Source organism: Nonomuraea sp. NPDC047529 (genome assembly GCF_040642995.1).
Lineage (GTDB): Bacteria > Actinomycetota > Actinomycetes > Streptosporangiales > Streptosporangiaceae > Nonomuraea.
The window spans coordinates 51,840-68,048 of sequence record NZ_JBEYTJ010000042.1 but is presented as its reverse complement, the minus strand read 5'-3'; the positions used below and the strand labels follow the sequence as shown (position 1 = coordinate 68,048).

The 16,209-nt window shown below is 73.3% G+C and carries 12 protein-coding genes; 9 read left to right on the top strand and 3 right to left on the bottom strand.

Annotation, left to right across the window (positions count from 1 at the left end):
* The first annotated feature begins 4 nt into the window (after window positions 1–4).
* The 6 genes from ABZ815_RS43120 to ABZ815_RS43095 all read left to right on the top strand — a co-directional run bounded on the left by ABZ815_RS43120 (window position 5) and on the right by ABZ815_RS43095 (window position 11,486).
* Window positions 5–7,099 (top strand): amino acid adenylation domain-containing protein, encoded by a 7,095-nt coding sequence (locus ABZ815_RS43120; protein ID WP_357707319.1) that lies wholly within the window; start codon window positions 5–7, stop codon window positions 7,097–7,099.
* Window positions 7,100–7,132: 33 nt separating this feature from the next.
* On the top strand, window positions 7,133–7,486 hold the full coding sequence (locus ABZ815_RS43115) for a nuclear transport factor 2 family protein (protein WP_357707318.1): 354 nt from the start codon (window positions 7,133–7,135) through the stop codon (window positions 7,484–7,486).
* Window positions 7,487–7,511: 25 nt separating this feature from the next.
* Window positions 7,512–8,579: a branched-chain amino acid aminotransferase gene (locus ABZ815_RS43110; protein ID WP_357707316.1), complete on the top strand. Its 1,068-nt coding sequence runs from the start codon at window positions 7,512–7,514 to the stop codon at window positions 8,577–8,579.
* Between the two features lie 16 nt (window positions 8,580–8,595).
* Window positions 8,596–10,005: an amidophosphoribosyltransferase gene (gene purF / locus ABZ815_RS43105; RefSeq protein WP_357707314.1), complete on the top strand. Its 1,410-nt coding sequence runs from the start codon at window positions 8,596–8,598 to the stop codon at window positions 10,003–10,005.
* 285 nt (window positions 10,006–10,290) lie between these two features.
* Window positions 10,291–11,112, top strand: coding sequence for a hypothetical protein (locus tag ABZ815_RS43100; protein WP_357707313.1), 822 nt, complete (start codon window positions 10,291–10,293; stop codon window positions 11,110–11,112).
* The gene (locus ABZ815_RS43095; RefSeq protein ID WP_357707312.1) at window positions 11,109–11,486 is read left to right on the top strand and encodes a GntR family transcriptional regulator; all 378 of its coding nucleotides are present in this window, start codon (window positions 11,109–11,111) and stop codon (window positions 11,484–11,486) included. The genes ABZ815_RS43100 and ABZ815_RS43095 overlap by 4 nt, the downstream gene beginning before the upstream one ends.
* 19 nt (window positions 11,487–11,505) lie before the next feature.
* Here the strand turns inward: ABZ815_RS43095 and ABZ815_RS43090 are convergent, their stop codons facing one another.
* Together ABZ815_RS43090 and ABZ815_RS43085 are read right to left on the bottom strand one after the other, a co-directional pair.
* Entirely contained in the window at window positions 11,506–12,333 is an 828-nt protein-coding gene (locus ABZ815_RS43090) for a methyltransferase domain-containing protein (protein ID WP_357707311.1), read from the bottom strand.
* A gap of 43 nt (window positions 12,334–12,376) precedes the next feature.
* The gene (locus tag ABZ815_RS43085) at window positions 12,377–13,246 is read right to left on the bottom strand and encodes a hypothetical protein (protein WP_357707310.1); all 870 of its coding nucleotides are present in this window, start codon (window positions 13,244–13,246) and stop codon (window positions 12,377–12,379) included.
* A 123-nt stretch (window positions 13,247–13,369) separates the two neighbouring features.
* On the opposite strand from ABZ815_RS43085, the gene ABZ815_RS43080 reads away from it, so the two are divergent.
* Window positions 13,370–13,687 (top strand): hypothetical protein, encoded by a 318-nt coding sequence (locus tag ABZ815_RS43080; protein ID WP_357707309.1) that lies wholly within the window; start codon window positions 13,370–13,372, stop codon window positions 13,685–13,687.
* A gap of 17 nt (window positions 13,688–13,704) precedes the next feature.
* Here the strand turns inward: ABZ815_RS43080 and ABZ815_RS43075 are convergent, their stop codons facing one another.
* On the bottom strand, window positions 13,705–14,385 hold the full coding sequence (locus ABZ815_RS43075) for a TetR/AcrR family transcriptional regulator (protein WP_357707308.1): 681 nt from the start codon (window positions 14,383–14,385) through the stop codon (window positions 13,705–13,707).
* Between the two features lie 99 nt (window positions 14,386–14,484).
* On the opposite strand from ABZ815_RS43075, the gene ABZ815_RS43070 reads away from it, so the two are divergent.
* Together ABZ815_RS43070 and ABZ815_RS43065 are read left to right on the top strand one after the other, a co-directional pair.
* Window positions 14,485–15,858: an MFS transporter gene (locus ABZ815_RS43070; protein ID WP_357707307.1), complete on the top strand. Its 1,374-nt coding sequence runs from the start codon at window positions 14,485–14,487 to the stop codon at window positions 15,856–15,858.
* A complete protein-coding gene (locus ABZ815_RS43065) occupies window positions 15,855–16,187 on the top strand; it encodes a nuclear transport factor 2 family protein (protein WP_357707306.1) in 333 nt (110 codons plus the stop codon). The genes ABZ815_RS43070 and ABZ815_RS43065 overlap by 4 nt, the downstream gene beginning before the upstream one ends.
* Window positions 16,188–16,209: the final 22 nt, after the last annotated feature.

The window sequence follows — 16,209 nt, the reverse complement described above, 5'->3', positions numbered from 1 at the left end:
TGACATGACGACCAGCACGCCGTCACCGATCGAGGACATCCTGCCGCTCTCCCCGCTTCAGGAAGGTCTGCTGTTCCACGCCCGGCTGGAGAGCGAGGCGTCGAGCCTGTACGTCGCGCAGTTCACCGTCGACCTCGACGGCGACGTGGACGCCGGCCATCTGCGACAGGCCGCGGAGTCGGTGACGCGCCGGCACGGCAACCTGCGGGCGGGCTTCCACACCCGCCGCTCCGGCAGCCCGGTCCAGGTGGTCCACCGCGAGGCGCCCCTGCGGTGGCGCGAGATCGACCTGTCCGACCGCGATCCGGGCGCGGCGCGGAAGGAGGCCGCCGTACAGGCCGAACAGGACTGGGCCCGGGGGTTCGCGCTGGACCGCCCGCCGCTGATGCGGTTCACCCTGATCCGGCTCGGCCAACGGCGGCACCGCCTGGTGATGACCGTGCACCACCTGCTGCTCGACGGCTGGTCCACGGCGCTGCTGCTGCGCGAGCTGCTGGACGTGCTGGCCGCCGGCGGGCGCGACGACGGCCTGCCGCCGGTGGCGCCGTACCGCGACTATCTGCGCTGGCTGGAGCGTCAGGATCACGGCGCGGCCCGCGACGCCTGGGCGCGCGCGCTGTCCGGGCTGGACGAGGCGACCCTGGTCCAGGGGGTGCTCACCGGCTCCGGGGGCCGTCCGTCCGGTGGCGGTGAGCGCGACGACGTCGTCCGGGGTCTGCCGCTCGACCTGTCGGACGGCCTGCGGCGACAGGCCAGGGAACACGGCGTCACGCTCAACACGGTGCTCCAGGCCGCCTGGGGCGTCGTGCTGGGCCAGCTGACCGGCCGCGACGACGTGGTGTTCGGCGCCACCGTCGGGGGGCGGCCGGCCGACCTGCCCGGGTCCGACGCCATGGTGGGCATGCTGATCAACACCGTGCCGGTGCGGGTGACCTGGCGGCACACCGACTCGCTGAGCACCCTGCTGGCCGCCGTCCAGGAGCAGCGCCTCGCCCTGTACGAGCACGATCATCTGGGCCTGGCCGAGATCCAGCGGCGCGACGGCCGGTCCGGCCCGCTGTTCGACACCACGATCGTCTTCGACAACTTCCCGGACGGGGACCTCACGGTGAACCTGCCCGGCGGCGGCGCGGTCCGGGCGAAGGTCGGGTTCCGCGACACCACGCACTACCCGCTGTCGCTGGTGGTCGAGCCCGGCGACCAGGTGGAGCTGCGCCTGCACTTCCGCACCGACATGCTCGCCGCCGGGGACGTCAGCGCCCTGATGGCGCGGCTGGTCACCGTTCTGGAGGCGGTCGCCGCCGACGCCGGGATCCCGATCGGGCAGCTCGATCTGCTCACTGCCGACGAACGGCACCGGGTGCTGGCCGAGTGGAACGACACCGCCGGCGTGCCGCCCGCCCACACCGTGCCGCAGCTGTTCGAGGCCCAGGCGCGCGCGAACCCCGGAGCCGTCGCGGTGATCGACGTGGACGGCGGCGCCGTGTCCTACGGCGAGCTCGACGAGCGGGCCAACCGGCTGGCCCGGCACCTGGACGAGCAGGGCGTCGAGCGCGGCGACGTGGTGGGCGTCCTGCTGGAGCGCGACGCCGACCTGGTGACGGCGGTGCTGGCGGTGCTCAAGGCCGGCGCCGCGTACACCGTGCTGGATCCGGCGCTGCCCGAGGCCCGGCGCGACGCGGTGATCCGCGACGCCGGGGTGCGGCTGGTCGTCGGCCGCGACCGCGCCGAGGCCGGCCCCGTGAGGACGGTCGACCTGCGCCGCGACGCGCCGGCGATCGCGGTCCGGCCGTCGTCGGGCCTGCCGCCGGTCGCCGGGCCGCAGGACCTGGCGTGCGTGATGTTCACCTCCGGGTCCACCGGCGTGCCCAAGGGCGTGGCGACGCCCCACCTGGCGATCGTGAGCACCCTGCAGGGCCAGGACTTCGCCCGGATGGGCCCAGGTGAGGTGTGGCTGCAGTGTTCACCGGTGTCCTGGGACGCGTTCGCCCTGGAGCTGTTCGGCGCTCTGCTGTTCGGCGGCGCCTGCGTGCTGCAGAACGGCGGGCGGCCCGACCCGGCGGCGATCCGCGACGCGGTGGCCAGGCACGCGGTCACCACGCTGCATCTGTCGGCCAGCCTGCTGAACCTGATGATCGATCAGCATCCGGAGGTGTTCGCCACGGTCGCGCAGGTGCTCACCGGCGGCGAGCCGGCCTCGCCGGCGCACGTCGAGCGGCTGCTGCGGGCACGTCCGGACCTGCTGCTGGTCAACGGCTATTCGCCGGTGGAGAGCACCATCTTCACCACGACCCACCGCATCGACGTGCGCGACACGGCCGGCGGCCCGGTCCCCGTCGGACGTCCGCTGCGCAACAAGCAGACGTACGTGCTGGATCGTTGCCTGCGTCCGGTGCCGGTGGGCGTCACCGGCGAGCTGTACATGGCGGGTCTGGGGCTGGCCCGCGGCTATCTGGGGCAGCCCGGCCTGACCGCCGCCCGGTTCGTCGCCAATCCGTTCGTCGCGGGGGCGCGGATGTACCGCACCGGCGATCTGGTGCGCTGGCGGGCCGACGGTGTGCTGGAGTTCCTCGGCCGGGGTGACGACCAGGTCAAGATCCGCGGGTTCCGGGTCGAGCCCGGCGAGATCGAAGCCGCCCTCGTCAGGGACCCGGCCGTCAGCCAGGCCGTCGTCATCGCCGACGACAGCACCGGCACCCGCCGCCTCGTCGGCTACGTCGTCCCCCCGGCCGACATCCCCCACCAACAGCTCGACACCGCGACCATCCGCAACGATCTCTCCCGGACCCTCCCGGAACACCTCGTCCCCAGCGTCGTCGTCGCCATCCCGCACCTCCCCCTCACCACCACCGGCAAAGTGGACCGCCGCCGGCTCCCCCGCCCCACCATCACCGGCACCGGGACGCCCACCACCACCCCCACCCAGGAGATCGTCGCCGGGCTCTTCACCGACATCCTCGGCGTCACCGACGTCGGTCCCACCGACAACTTCCTCGACCTCGGCGGGCACTCCCTGCTCGTCATGCGGCTCGTCAGCCGCATCCGGACGCTCTTCGGCACCGAACTCCCCCTGCGCCAGGTCTTCGCCGACGCCACCGTCACCGGCATCGCCCACCACATCGACCACCCCACCGGGCAGGAGGGCGGCAGCCGTCCCGCGCCGCGCCCGGCGGCCCGGCCCGACCGGCTGCCGCTGTCCTCGGCGCAGCAACGGCTCTGGTTCATCAACCGCATCGACCACGGCGGGTCGTACAACATCCCGGCCGCCGTACGCCTGACCGGCCGGCTGGACCGGGACGCGCTGCGCGGCGCGCTCGCCGATCTGGTGGCCCGCCACGAAACGCTGCGGACGGTCTTCCCGGACAGCTCCGAAGGCCCCTGGCAGCAGGTGATCCCCGCCGGGCAGGCGGCGGCCGGTCTCGTCGAGCGCGACGTCGAGGCCGGGCAGCTGGCCGGGATGCTGGCCGACGCCGCCGCCCGGCCGTTCGACCTGACCCGCGACCCGCCGCTGCGCGTGACGCTGTTCGCGCTGTCGGACACCGAGCACGTGCTGCTAGTGGTGCTGCACCACATCGCCGGCGACGCGCTGTCCATGCCCCCGTTCTGGCGCGATCTGGCGGCGGCCTACCGGGCCCGGCTCACCGGCGGCGAACCCGAATGGCCCCGGCTGCCCGTGCAGTACGCCGACTACGCGCTGTGGCAGCGGCAGCCGCACGACGACTCGCGGCTGGACTGGTGGCGTACCACCCTGGCCGATCTGCCGGGGCACCTGCCGCTGCCGGTGGACCGGCCGCGCCCGGCCGTGGCCACCTTCCGCGGGGACAGCGTGCGGTTCGAGATCCCGGCCGGCCTGCACGGACAGCTCGGGACGCTGGCCCGCGAGTCGCAGGTCACCCTGTTCATGACGCTGCAGGCCGCCCTCGCCGTCCTGCTGACCCGGCTGGGATGCGGCAACGACATCCCGATCGGGGCGCTGACCGCCGGACGCGGCCACGAGGAGCTCACCGACCTGGTGGGCGTCTTCATGAACACGCTCGTGCTGCGCACCGACACCGGGGGCGACCCCACCTTCACCGACCTGCTGGCCCGCGTGCGGCAGACCGACCTCGCCGCGTTCCAGCACCAGGACGTGCCGTTCGAGCGGGTCGTCGAGGCCCTCAACCCGCCGCGTTCGATGGGCTGGAACCCGCTGGTCCAGGTCATGCTGGAACTGCACGAGGCGACCACGCCGATGTCCGGCCTGCCCGGGCTCACCGCCGCCGACCAGCCGGTCGACTACGCCCCCGCGAAGCTGGAGCTGATCCTCACGTTCACCAAGCGGGCCGGCGACGACGGCCTGGACGGCGAGCTGCGCTACGCCACCGACGTCTTCGACCGGGTGAGCGCCGAGGCCCTGGTGGACCGGCTGATCCGGGTGCTCACCGCGGTCGCCGCCGATCCGGGCGTGCGGATCGACCAGGTCCCGGTGCTCTCGTCCGGGCAGCGGCACCAGATCCTGCGGGAGTGGAACGACACCCACGCGGCCTTGCCGGATTCGGTGCTGCCGCAGCTGATCGAGGCGCAGGCGGCCGCCGACCCGCAGGCCCCCGCGGTACGCGACGCCGGCGGCGTGCTGCTGACCTACGGCGAGCTCAACGCCGCGGCGAACCGCCTGGCCCGGCATCTGGGCGGCCTGGGCGTGGGCACCGAGTCGTTCGTCGGGGTCTGCGCCGGTGAGAGCCCCGACCTGCTGGTCGCCCTGCTGGCGGTGATGAAGGCGGGCGCGGCCTACGTCCCGCTGGATCCCGCGCACCCGGCGGAGCGGCTCGCGTTCGTCCTGGACGACACCGGCGCCGGCGTCGTCGTCGCGCAGGACGAGCACGCCGGCACCGTCGAGGGCCTGACCGGCGCGACCGTGGTCCGGCTGGGCCGTGACCGGGACCGGATCCAGGCCCGTTCCGGCCGGGACCTGGACCTGCCGATCAGCGGCGACAACCTGGTGTACGCCATGTACACCTCCGGTTCGACCGGACGCCCCAAGGGCGTGCTGATCTCCCACCGTGGGCTGCTGAACTACCTGTGGTGGGCCGTGGACGGATACGGCCTGGACGGCGAGTCCGGGGCGCCGCTGGTCGGCTCGGTCGCCGTCGACCTGTCGGTGCCCAACTTCTGGCTCCCGCTGATCGACGGCCGCGACGTCACGCTGATCGGCCCGGACACCGGCGGTCAGGCCCTGGCCGCGCTCCTGCGCGAACCACGCGACTTCAGCCTGCTCAAGCTGACCCCCGGCCACGTCGACCTGCTCGCCGCCCAGCTCGCCCCCGGCACCGTCCTCGACTCGGTGCGCACGTACGTGATCGGCGCCGACGAAGTGCGCCCCCAGACGGTGATCTCCTGGCAGCGGATCTGTCCCGGCGCCCGGCTGATCAACGAGTACGGCCCGACGGAGACCGTGGTCGGCTGCTCGGTCCACGTCATCGACGGCCCGCCGGCGGCGGCCTCACCGGTGCCGATCGGCCGGCCGATCGCCAACATCCGCATGTACGTCCTCGACGCCCGGCTCGAACCGGTGGCGCCCGGCGTGGCCGGGGAGCTCTACATCGCCGGCGCCGGGGTCGCCCGGGGGTACCTGAACCGGCCGGGGCTGACCGCCGAGCGTTTCGTCGCCGACCCGTTCGGTGAGCTGTTCGGTGAGCCGGGCACCAGGATGTACCGGACCGGCGACATCGCCCGGTTCCGCCGCGACGGCGAGCTGGAGTTCCTCGGCCGGGGTGACGACCAGGTCAAGATCCGCGGGTTCCGGGTCGAGCCCGGCGAGATCGAAGCCGCCCTCGTCAAGGACCCGGCCGTCAGCCAGGCCGTCGTCATCGCCGACGACAGCACCGGTACCCGGCGTCTCGTCGGCTACGTCGTCCCCCGTCGACAGCTGGACACCGCGACCGTCCGCAACAACCTCTCCCAGACCCTTCCCGAACACCTGATCCCCAGCGTCGTCATCGCCATCCCTCAGCTCCCCCTCACCACCGCCGGCAAAGTGGACCGCGATCAACTCCCCCGCCCCACCATCACCGGCACCGGGACACCCACCACCACCCCCACCCAGAAGATCGTCGCCGGGCTCTTCACCGACATCCTCGGCGTCACCGACGTCGGCCCCACCGACAACTTCCTCGACCTCGGCGGACACTCCCTCCTGATCATGCGGCTCGTCAGCCGCATCCGGACGCTCTTCGACACCGAACTCCCCCTGCGCCAGATCTTCGCCGACCCCACCGTCACCGGCATCGCCCACCACATCGACCACCCCACCGAAGGGGCCGGCAGGCAGACGTTCCCGATGTTGCTGCCGCTGCGCACCGCCGGTGACCGCGTCCCGCTGTTCGGCGTCCACCCGGCGACCGGGACCAGCTGGGGCTACTCGGCGCTGGTCCCCCACCTCGACCCCGGCCGGCCGTTCTACGGCCTGCAGGCCAGGGGCCTCGGGCAGCCGGGTGCCACCAGGTCGGTCCCGGCCATGGTGGACGAGTACACCGCGCTGATCCGGTCGGTCCAGGAGCACGGCCCGTACCGGCTGATGGGCTGGTCGTTCGGTGCGGTCGTGGCCCACGCCGTGGCGGTGGACCTGCAACGCCACGGCGAGCGGGTCGAGCTGCTGGCCCTGCTGGACGGCTACCCGGCCGAGGTCGCCGCGGCGCGCGGGCCGGTCCACGCCGAGGATCCGGCCGTGCTCGCCGAACTGCTGGCCGAGCTGGGCCTGCTCACCGCCGACCGCTCGCCCGCGTCGCTGGACCGGGCGGCGTTCGTCCGCATCGTGCGCGGCTCCGACAGCCCGCTGGCCCGCATCGAGGAGGCGGAGATCGCCGCGCTGCTCGACGTGTTCGCCAGCAACCTCAACGCCGCCCGGGTGCACCGAAGCGCCGCCTTCGACGGCGACATCACGTTCGTCGAGGCCACCGCCGGGCGGCCCGCCGACTGGCCGGGCGGGCACGCGTGGACGCCCTACGCCACCGGACGCGTCGACGTCCACCGGCTCGACTGCGGCCACAGCGACCTGGTCAGCCCGGCCATGGCCGCGATCGTCGGGCCGATCCTGCAGGCCCCGGCGCGGTCGCGCGTCTGACCGTCGTCCGCCACCCCACGCCGAGGAGGTCCCGTGTCCACGACCACCGACATCCGCCACTTCTACCAGCTCATCGACCACGACCAGGTCACCGAACTGGTCGGCCTGTTCGCCGCGGACCTGTGCTACCACCGGCCGGGGTTCCCCCCGCTGATCGGCCGCGACCAGCTGCGCCACTTCTACGAGCACGACCGGCCGATCCGCTCGGGGCGGCACACCCTGACCGGCATCGTCGTCGACGGCGCCACCGCCGCCGTCCACGGTTCCTTCACCGGCACCCTGCGTGACGACCGGCCGGCCGGTCACCGCTTCGCGGACTTCTTCAGCTACGACGACGCCGGCCTGATCACCCGGCGCGACACGTTCTTCTTCGTCCCCCTGGTCTGACCCCGATCCACGGGAAGGAACCGCCATGGCAGGCATCCTGCACACCGCCACCCGCACCAAGCCGGTGATCGATCCCGGGCACGGCGACGCGTTCACCGATCACATGGTCGGCATCGAGTGGACGCCCGAACAGCAGTGGACCCGGCCCGTCCTGCTCCCGCTGGCCGACCTCGCCATGCACCCCGGCACGGTCGGACTGCACTACGGGCAGGTCGCCTTCGAAGGGCTCAAGGCCCACCGGCAGCCGGACGGGTCGATGGCCGTCTTCCGTCCCTGGGACAACGCCCGCCGGTTCCGCCGTTCGGTGGCCCGGCTGGCCATGCCGGAGCTGCCCGACGAGCTGTTCGTCACCGCCATCGACGACCTCGTGCGCCACGACGAGGGCTGGCTGTCCGACGACCCCTCGCACAGCCTCTACCTGCGCCCGCTCATGTACGGCGACGAGCGGACCCTGATGCTGCGCCCCTCGCGGACCTACCGGTTCCTGCTGATGGCGTTCGTCACCGGCGGCTTCTTCGGCGACGACGTGGACTCGGTGTCGGTCTGGGTCGCGCACGAGCATCCGCGGGCCTTCCCCGGCGGCACCGGCGACGTGAAGATCGCCGGCAACTACGCGCCCACGTTCAACGCCCAGCAGCAGGCGCAGGCGGCCGGCTGCCAGCAGGTCATCTGGCTCGACGCCACGGAACGCGAGTGGGTCGAGGAGATGGGCGGCATGAACCTGTTCTTCGTACGCGGCCACGGCTCCCGCGCCGAGGTGGTGACCCCGCGGCTGTCCGGCACGCTGCTGCCCGGCGTCACCCGCGACACGCTGCTCACCCTCGCCGCCCGGCTCGGCCTGACCCCCCGCGAGGAGCGCATCGGCCTGCGGCAATGGCGCCGGCAGTGCCTCGACGGCGACATCACCGAGGTGTTCGCCTGCGGCACCGCGGCGGTCGTCACCCCGGTCGGGCGGGTCCGCGACCGCGACGGCGACTGGACGATCGGCGACGGCACGCCGGGACCGGTGACCCGCGCGCTGCGTACCGCGCTCGTCGACCTGCACCACGGCATCGCACCGGATCCCGATGGATGGATGCACCACATCCACTGACAGAGAAGGGCCTCCTGTGGGTTTTGACGAAGTTCGCGAGCGCTGCGGCGTCGTAGCCCTCTACCAGCCGGAATCGTCCGGCGATCGTCTCGACCGCCTCGCCTACTACGGGTTACTCGCACTTCAGCACCGCGGCCAGGACTCCGCCGGCATCGTGGTGGCCCTCGACGGCCGCCTGTTCCGGCACCGGGGCACCGGCCTCGTCCAGGACGTCTTCGACGAGTCGGCGCTCAACGCCGCGCACGCGACCGCCGCCGTGGGCCACGTGCGTTACGCGACGGCCGGCGGCACCGGCGAGAGCAACATCCAGCCGCTGCTCGGATCGACCCGCGCCGGCCACCGCTTCGCGCTGGCGCACAACGGCAACCTGCTCGCCGTCGACGACGCTGACGACCTGGCCGGACGCCGGCACGTCGACCGCACCGGCGAGGCGGACGCGGACACCCCGGTGCTCGTGCGGGCGCTGTCGGACCAGGACGGCGACACGCTCGCGGCGATGCTGGCCGTGCTGCCCCGGGTGTCCGGGGCGTTCAGCCTGGCGGTGGCCACGCCCGACGGCCTGCTGGCGGCACGCGACCCGAACGGTTTCCGGCCCCTGTGCCTGGGCCGCCTGCCCGGTGGCGGCTGGATCACCGCCTCCGAGACCACCGCCCTGGACGCGGTGGGCGCCGCCTTCCTGCGCGAGGTCGAGCCCGGTGAGCTGCTCTCCATCGGCCCGCACGGCGTCCTCAGCCATCGCTTCGCCTCGCCGGCGCCGTCCACCTGCATCTTCGAGTACGTCTACTTCGCCCGCCCCGACTCGATGCTCAACGGCCGGCGCGTGCAGCAGGTGCGGCAGGCGATGGGCGCGGCCCTGGCACACGACGCCCCGGCCGCCGCGGACGTCGTCGTCCCCACGCCCGACACCGCCCGGCCCGCGGCCCTCGGTTATGCCGCGGCCAGCGGCATCCCGTACGCCGAGGCGCTGATCCGCAACACCTACGTGGGACGCTCGTTCATCATGCCGGCAGACGGCGAACGCCGGCACGCGGTCGACCTGAAGCTGAACGCCATCCCGGAAACCGTCGAAGGCCGCCGCGTCGTGCTGATCGACGACTCGGTGGTGCGCGCCAACACCGCCCGCGCCGTCGTGACGAAACTGCGCCGCGCGGGTGCGGCGGAGGTCCACCTGCGGGTCGCGTCCAGCCCGCTGCGCTGGCCCTGCTTCTTCGGCGTCGACATCAGCACGAAGCACGACCTGGCCGCGCGCGCCCGGTCCGTACCGGAGGTGGGCGAGTTGATCGGGGCCGATTCGATCGGCTACCTGTCACTGGAGGCGATGAAGCGGGCGATCGGCGGCGGCCGCACCTGCGACGGCTGCTTCACCGGCACCTACCCCCTACCGCTCCCCCTCCCCCTGACCACCACCGCGACCGCAGGCCGCTGAACCCGGGACCCGGGACCCGGGACCCGGAGGAGCTTCTGGGCGTGGTCGGCCGACCCGCAGGGGCGACGCGGCCCACCGGACCGCGGCGCCTCTGCGGAGGGGGGCAGCTCGGCTTCACCTCCGCAGCAGACCACCGCACATGTGTCCCCGGCGAACGCCTTCGGCCCGTCACCCCGCATCTCCGCCATCGGCCGGACGGGGTCGCCGTCAGCCCGCGGAACGTTGACTTTGTCTCAAGCAATGACGCATCATGTTGCTACAAAGCTTGCGACAAAAGGAGAGGGCATGACGAACACTCCCATGTCCGACGCCGGACCTCCGCCGGCGGACATCCGGTGCGCCGAGACCTGGCTGCGGCGGCACGGTCTGAGCGACGGCCCGCCGACGCCCTTGCTGGCCACGCGCCTGGCGGTGCGGCGGCGGGTGCGGCTGCTGGGCAGCGTCCTGCTGGCCGTGCTGTTCGTCGCGGCCTCCCTGGCACAGGTCGCCGCCCTGCCGGGCGCCTCCGGCGGGTCCGGGTCGAGCCGCGTCGTGCCGGTGATGGCGCTGAGCGCGTCGATCGTCGCGCTGTTGCTGACCCAGGTGCTGCTGGACGCCTGGGTGCGGCGCGTCGACCGGCGCGCCGGGGCGGCACTGCCGCGGCGGGTGACCCATCCGGTGCAGCTCGGCTGGGCCGCCCTGCTCGGACGGCCCCATGCCGTCATGGCGGGCGCCACCTTCGCCTGCGCGCTCGCGCTGGGGGTGAGCGCGCTGCTCGTCACCGAGGGCACCGCACGGCACGCCGCCGTCGTGCTGCTCGTCGCCGTGATCGGAGTCGCCCTCGGCGCCGTCCTGCAACTGCGCGAGATGCTGGCCCGGCCCGTCGTGGCCGAGGACGAGGTCTCGCTGACGGCCGACGTCGTCATGCGGATCGAGGACGCGCGCGAGAGCTCCGCGCCGGCTGTGCTGTGGGCGCTGCCGGTGGTGCTGCTGTCCGGGTTCGCGCCCGGGTGGTGGAGCGCCGCCTCGGCGGGCTTCCTGGTGGCGGGGGTGCTCGCCTTGGTCGCCGTCCACGTCAGGGCGCCGTCGTACGCGGCCACGGCGCGGCGCGCGGTGGGCCTGCGATGATCGTCATCGATGCGGGCTCGCCGGTGCCGCCGTTCGAGCAGCTGCGGGCCCAGCTCGCCCGGCAGATCCAGGACCGCACGCTCGCCGTGGGCGCCCGGCTGCCGACCATCCGCCACCTCGCGGCCGACCTCGGCCTGGCCGTCAACACGGTCGGCCGGGCCTACCGGGAGCTGGAGGAGGCGGGGCTGATCGAAACGCGCGGCCGGGCGGGCTCGTTCGTGGCGGCCGCCGGCGAGGAAGGCCGGGAACGGGCCCGCCGGGCCGCCGCGGACTACGCCGCCGTGATCGCCAGCGTCGGCATCGACGCGACCGAGGCGATCCGCATCGTCCAGGCGGCCCTGACGTCCGGCGCGGCAGCACCGGCCTCGCCATGACCGCCACCCGGCCGCCGGCTCATCCCGGGCGGCGTCCCCATGCCGAGATCAGCGGCGCGAGGGTGAGGTCGAGCTCGCCGGCGTCGACGGCGGCCAGGTGCGCGTCGATCTCGGCGTCGTCGGCCAACCCGGCGGCGAGCAGCTCGGCGCGGACCATGCGCACCGTCGCGGCCTCCAGCCGGTCGCAGGCCACCCCGCCGACCGGGAAGCAGCCGGCCGCCGAGACCTCGACCAGGCCGGCCGTCCGCAACGCCCGCGGCAGCGTACGGCCGTAGCGCAGGTCGGCCCCGCGGCGGGTCATCAACTCCCGGACGGCGCGCCGCAGCCGGTTGGCGCGCCGCTGTGCCGGGCCGACCTCGTCGAGGCAGGCCAGCGGCTGCAGCTCGGTGTCGGCGTCCTCGATCAGCAGCCGGCCGCCGGGGCGCAGGGCCGCCACCATCGTCGCCAGCGCCCGGGCACGGTCGGGCACGTGGACGAGCACGAGCCGGGCGTGCACCAGGTCGAACGTGCCCGGCTGCGGCGGCGGGTCCCCGACGACGTCGTGCCGGCGCACCTCGTACCCGCCGTGCGGGTCCAGCCAGGACGGATCGATGTCCGTGGCCAGCACGTAACCGGTCGGCCCGACGGCCGTGGCGAGTGCCTCGGGAATGCCGGGGCCTCCGGCACCGACCTCCCAGCAGCGCCAGCCCTCCTGCACGCCGAGCCGGTCGAAGTGCCCCCGTGTGACACCGTCGAACAGCTCGGCCAGCCAGGTGAACCGCTCGCCCGCCTCCGTCCGGGCGTTGTCGAGCAGGTAACGGTGGTCCGGCTCGGACCCGGGGGCGGCGAGGGGCTGCGATGAACTCATGCCTACATCCTCACGATCTTCCACGCACTGTGCCGGCGAGTGGTCAGCGTGGCTCCGGTTTGTCCGGCAGTCGTACGACGGCGGTGCCGGCCTGGGACTCGCCGAAGCCCCAGCCTGCGACGAGGGAGCAGCCGACCGCCTCCAGGACGTCGGCCCACGGCCAGTGGTCGGTGCCGTAGTAGAAGCCGCCCTCGCTGCGCGCGTCGCCCTCGGAGAGGCAGAGCATGCGGAGATGGTCGCGGAGCGCGGGATGCGTGACCGCGCTCAGCCTTTCCTCCCAGGGCTCCTCGGCGGAGCGGACGCGGGCCATGTCGTGGACCGACACCAGGTGTCCTGGCCCGCGCTCGGTGAACGTGGCGGCCCGCATCGCATCGGTGAGAGTGCCGTCGGTGGCGACGCGCAGCAGCACGGTCAGCCAGCCGTTCAGTTTCCCGGACTCCGGGCCGGTCAGGTCGACGCCATGGAGGCCCAGGAGCGGCCCCAGCTCCGCGCCGTGGGCCAGCGCCTCACCGGCTTCGCCGATCGAGGAGACGGTCCGCAGGTCGGCGACGAAGGCGTCGTCGAACGGCCGGGGGCCCTTGTGGCCGTCGTCGCCCCACGGTCCCGTGCCTGCCAGGAGTTCGGCGTCGAAGCCGAACAGCGACTCGCTCAGGTCGAACCGCCACGTCCAGGGGGAGAAGGGGTATTCGCCGTCCGAATCCGGAAGATGTCTCGGCTCCCCGGCCGACAGCGCGTCAGGGGTGGCCCAGGGACTCGGGAACAGGAACTCGTCGAGGGAGTCCGAGGCGTAGTACACGCCGTACCTGGCGGCAGGGTCGGCGGCCGGCTCTCCGCCGAGCAGTGTCGCGAAGGCGCCGGCGAGCGCGGCCTCCCACCCGTTGAGGTCGGTCGCCGGTTCCGTCTCGGGTGTCACGATGAGCACTCCTTCATGTCGCGTCGCAAGCCGTCGGCAAGGGTGGACGTGATCCTTCCAGACTCGTCGCCCATCGGCATCGGCATGCGACGGGCCCCACGGCACCGGAGATCGAGCGCGACCGTGACGGCGTCGCCCACGGGCGCGTGCCCCTCGTCCATGCAGCGCTGCACCGCGGCGATGGACCGCGCGAAGATCAACGAGCGTTGGGACGTCATGCAGCCCATCCCGGACACCGCCGCCAACGCCAACGGCATGTCTGGCCGCGACCGGCTCCGCGACGCGGCCGGAAGCCGCTACGGCGGAGCCGGGGCCGCGATCCACGGCTTCAACGTGGCCGGTCCGAGCGCGGCCGGGTTCCTGTGCCTCGTCGCGGCCGCGGTCTTCGTCATCGCCGGGCCGCGCCCCGAGCCACGCGTGAGGGCCGGGCGGCGGGGGTGAACCTTCCCTTCGGGGCGTTACAGCCCGAGTGAGGCGATGAGGTCGCGCATCTCGTCGCGGAAGACGGTCGCCGGGTCGTGGACGAGCCCGCGCAGGTGCCCGTAGATCTCCAGCGCCATCAGGCCGTGCATGCGCCCCCACACGCGCATGGTCAGGGCCAGCCCCGCGGGCGGCAGGTCGGGGAACGTCTCCCGGGTGTGCGCGACCAGCCCGGGGTCGAAGTCGGCCCAGTCATAGCCCTGGCTCGCGCGCCCGGCGACCGGCCACGCGGCGGCCACGAGACCGGTGATGCCGGTGCAGGCGCGCACCTCGGCCACGATGCCGGGGCTGTCGTCCGGCGCCCGGTAGCCGGGCACCGGGTCGCCGTAGATGAGCCGGAAGCCCTCGGGGTTGGCCAGGGACCAGTCCCGTACGGCCTGCGCCCAGGCCATGATCCGCCCGCCGACGTCGGACTCGGGCACCGCGTCGCGCGCCGCCTCGGCGGCCTCGACGAGCGAGGTGTAGACGTCGCCGATCAGCGTCGTGACCAGGTCGTCGCGCGTGGCGAAGTAGCTGTAGATGGCGCCCGCCGTCATGCCCATCTCGCGCGCGATGGCACGCAGCGAGATCGCGTCGGGGCCGCCTTCGGCCATGAGCTTGAGCGCGATCGCCTTGATCTCGGCGCTGGTCTGGGCGCGCAGCCGTTCGCGTCTGCTCATGGTCGCTTCCATGCCGACACCCTACAGGGTTTGACTATTGAACGCCGTGCTCTATGGTGAACGCCGTGTAGTAATTCTTCGGCATGCAGGAAGGCATCTATGGATTCGCCTCGACTGCGCCTTGGGCTGCTGGCGTTGACGCAGCTCATCGTGGCTCTCGACTACAACATCGTGTACGTGGCGCTGCCCGACATCGGGCACGCGCTCGGCTTCAGCCCGTCGTCGGTCCAATGGGTGGTCAGCGCCTACGCGATCGGCCTCGGCGGCCTCCTGCTTCTCGGCGGACGGGCCGTCGACCGCCTCGGCCCGCGCCGGATGTTCATGGCCGGACTGGCGTTGTACGGCGTCGCCTCGCTGGCCGGCGGGCTTGCGAACGGTTCGGAGACGCTGGTGGCCGCCCGCGCGGTCCAGGGCGTCGGCGGCGCGCTGCTGACGCCCGCCACCCTCACGCTCATCTACCGGGGATTCGCCGAGGGGCCGGCCCGCAACCGGGCCCTGGGCGCCTGGGGCATGGCTGGCAGCGCGGGACTGGCCGCCGGGTCACTGCTGGGCGGCGTGCTGACCAACTATCTCGGCTGGGAATGGGTGTTCTACGTCAACGTGCCGCTGGCGCTGATGTGCGCCCTGGCCGCACCCCGTCTGCTGCCCGCCGACCCCGCCCGCACCCCGGGCTCCTTCGACCTGCCCGGCGCGCTCCTGGCCACCGGGAGCGCCGCCCTGCTGGTGTTCGGGCTGGCCGGCGGCCCCGACTCGGGATGGGGCTCGCCCCGCGTCTACGGCTCGCTGATCGCCGGCGCCCTCCTGCTGGCGGCGTTCCTGCTGGTGGAGTCGCGCACCCGCGACCCGCTGATCCCCCTACGGCTGGCGCGCGGCCGTTCCCTGGCCACCACCATGATCGTGATCGCCGTCTTCCAGGGCACCCTCGGCGGCGGCTACTACGTCCTGACCTCCTACCTGCAACCCGTCCTCGGCTACAGCTCCCTGCAAGCGGGGCTGAGCTTCCTGCCGCTCACGCTGGTCTGCATGTTCGCCGCCGTGAAGATCGCCCCGGCGGCGCTCGGCCGGTGGGGCATCCGCACGACGCTCTCGGTCTCGACGGTCGGCACCGGCGTCGGCATCGCCCTCATGGTCATGGGCACCACACCCGCGGGCGGCTTCTGGACCCTGCTGCCCGGCAGCGTCGTCTGGGGCCTGTTCGGCGGCGTCGCCTTCGTCACCCTGTTCGCCTCCGCCGGGTCCGGCATCGCGCCGCACGAGCAGGGCGTCGCCTCCGGCATCGCCAGCACCGCCAAGGAGATCGGCGGCGCCATGGGCCTGGCCGTCATCGTCGCCGTCACCACCGCCTCGCCCGACCTGCTCGGCGGCCTGCACGCCGCCGGTTGGGCGGCCGCGGCGCTCACCGTCGCCGGGGGCCTGACCGCCCTCGCCCTCGAACCCTCACGATCCCGCACTCTCGAAGGAGCAACCGCATGAACACCGACGACCTCATCCTCAAGTACATCGACATCTGGAACGAGCGCGACCGCGCCGCCCGTGACGCGCTCATGACGGCCGTCCTCACCGACGACTCGCTCTACTCCGACCCCGACTACGCGGGCCTGCGCGGGCACGCGGAGCTGTCGGAGGCGATCGGCAGGGCCCATGGGAAGTTCGGCGACCTCCGCTTCACCCTCGGCACCGTGATCAGCGCCCACCACGACCGCGCCCTGTTCACCTGGCGGCTCGGCACGGTGGCCACCGGCTACGACGTGGTCGAGTTCAGGGGAGACCGCATCAGCGGCATCATCGGCTTCTTCGTCTAGACGGCCGGGGAGCGGGCCGGAC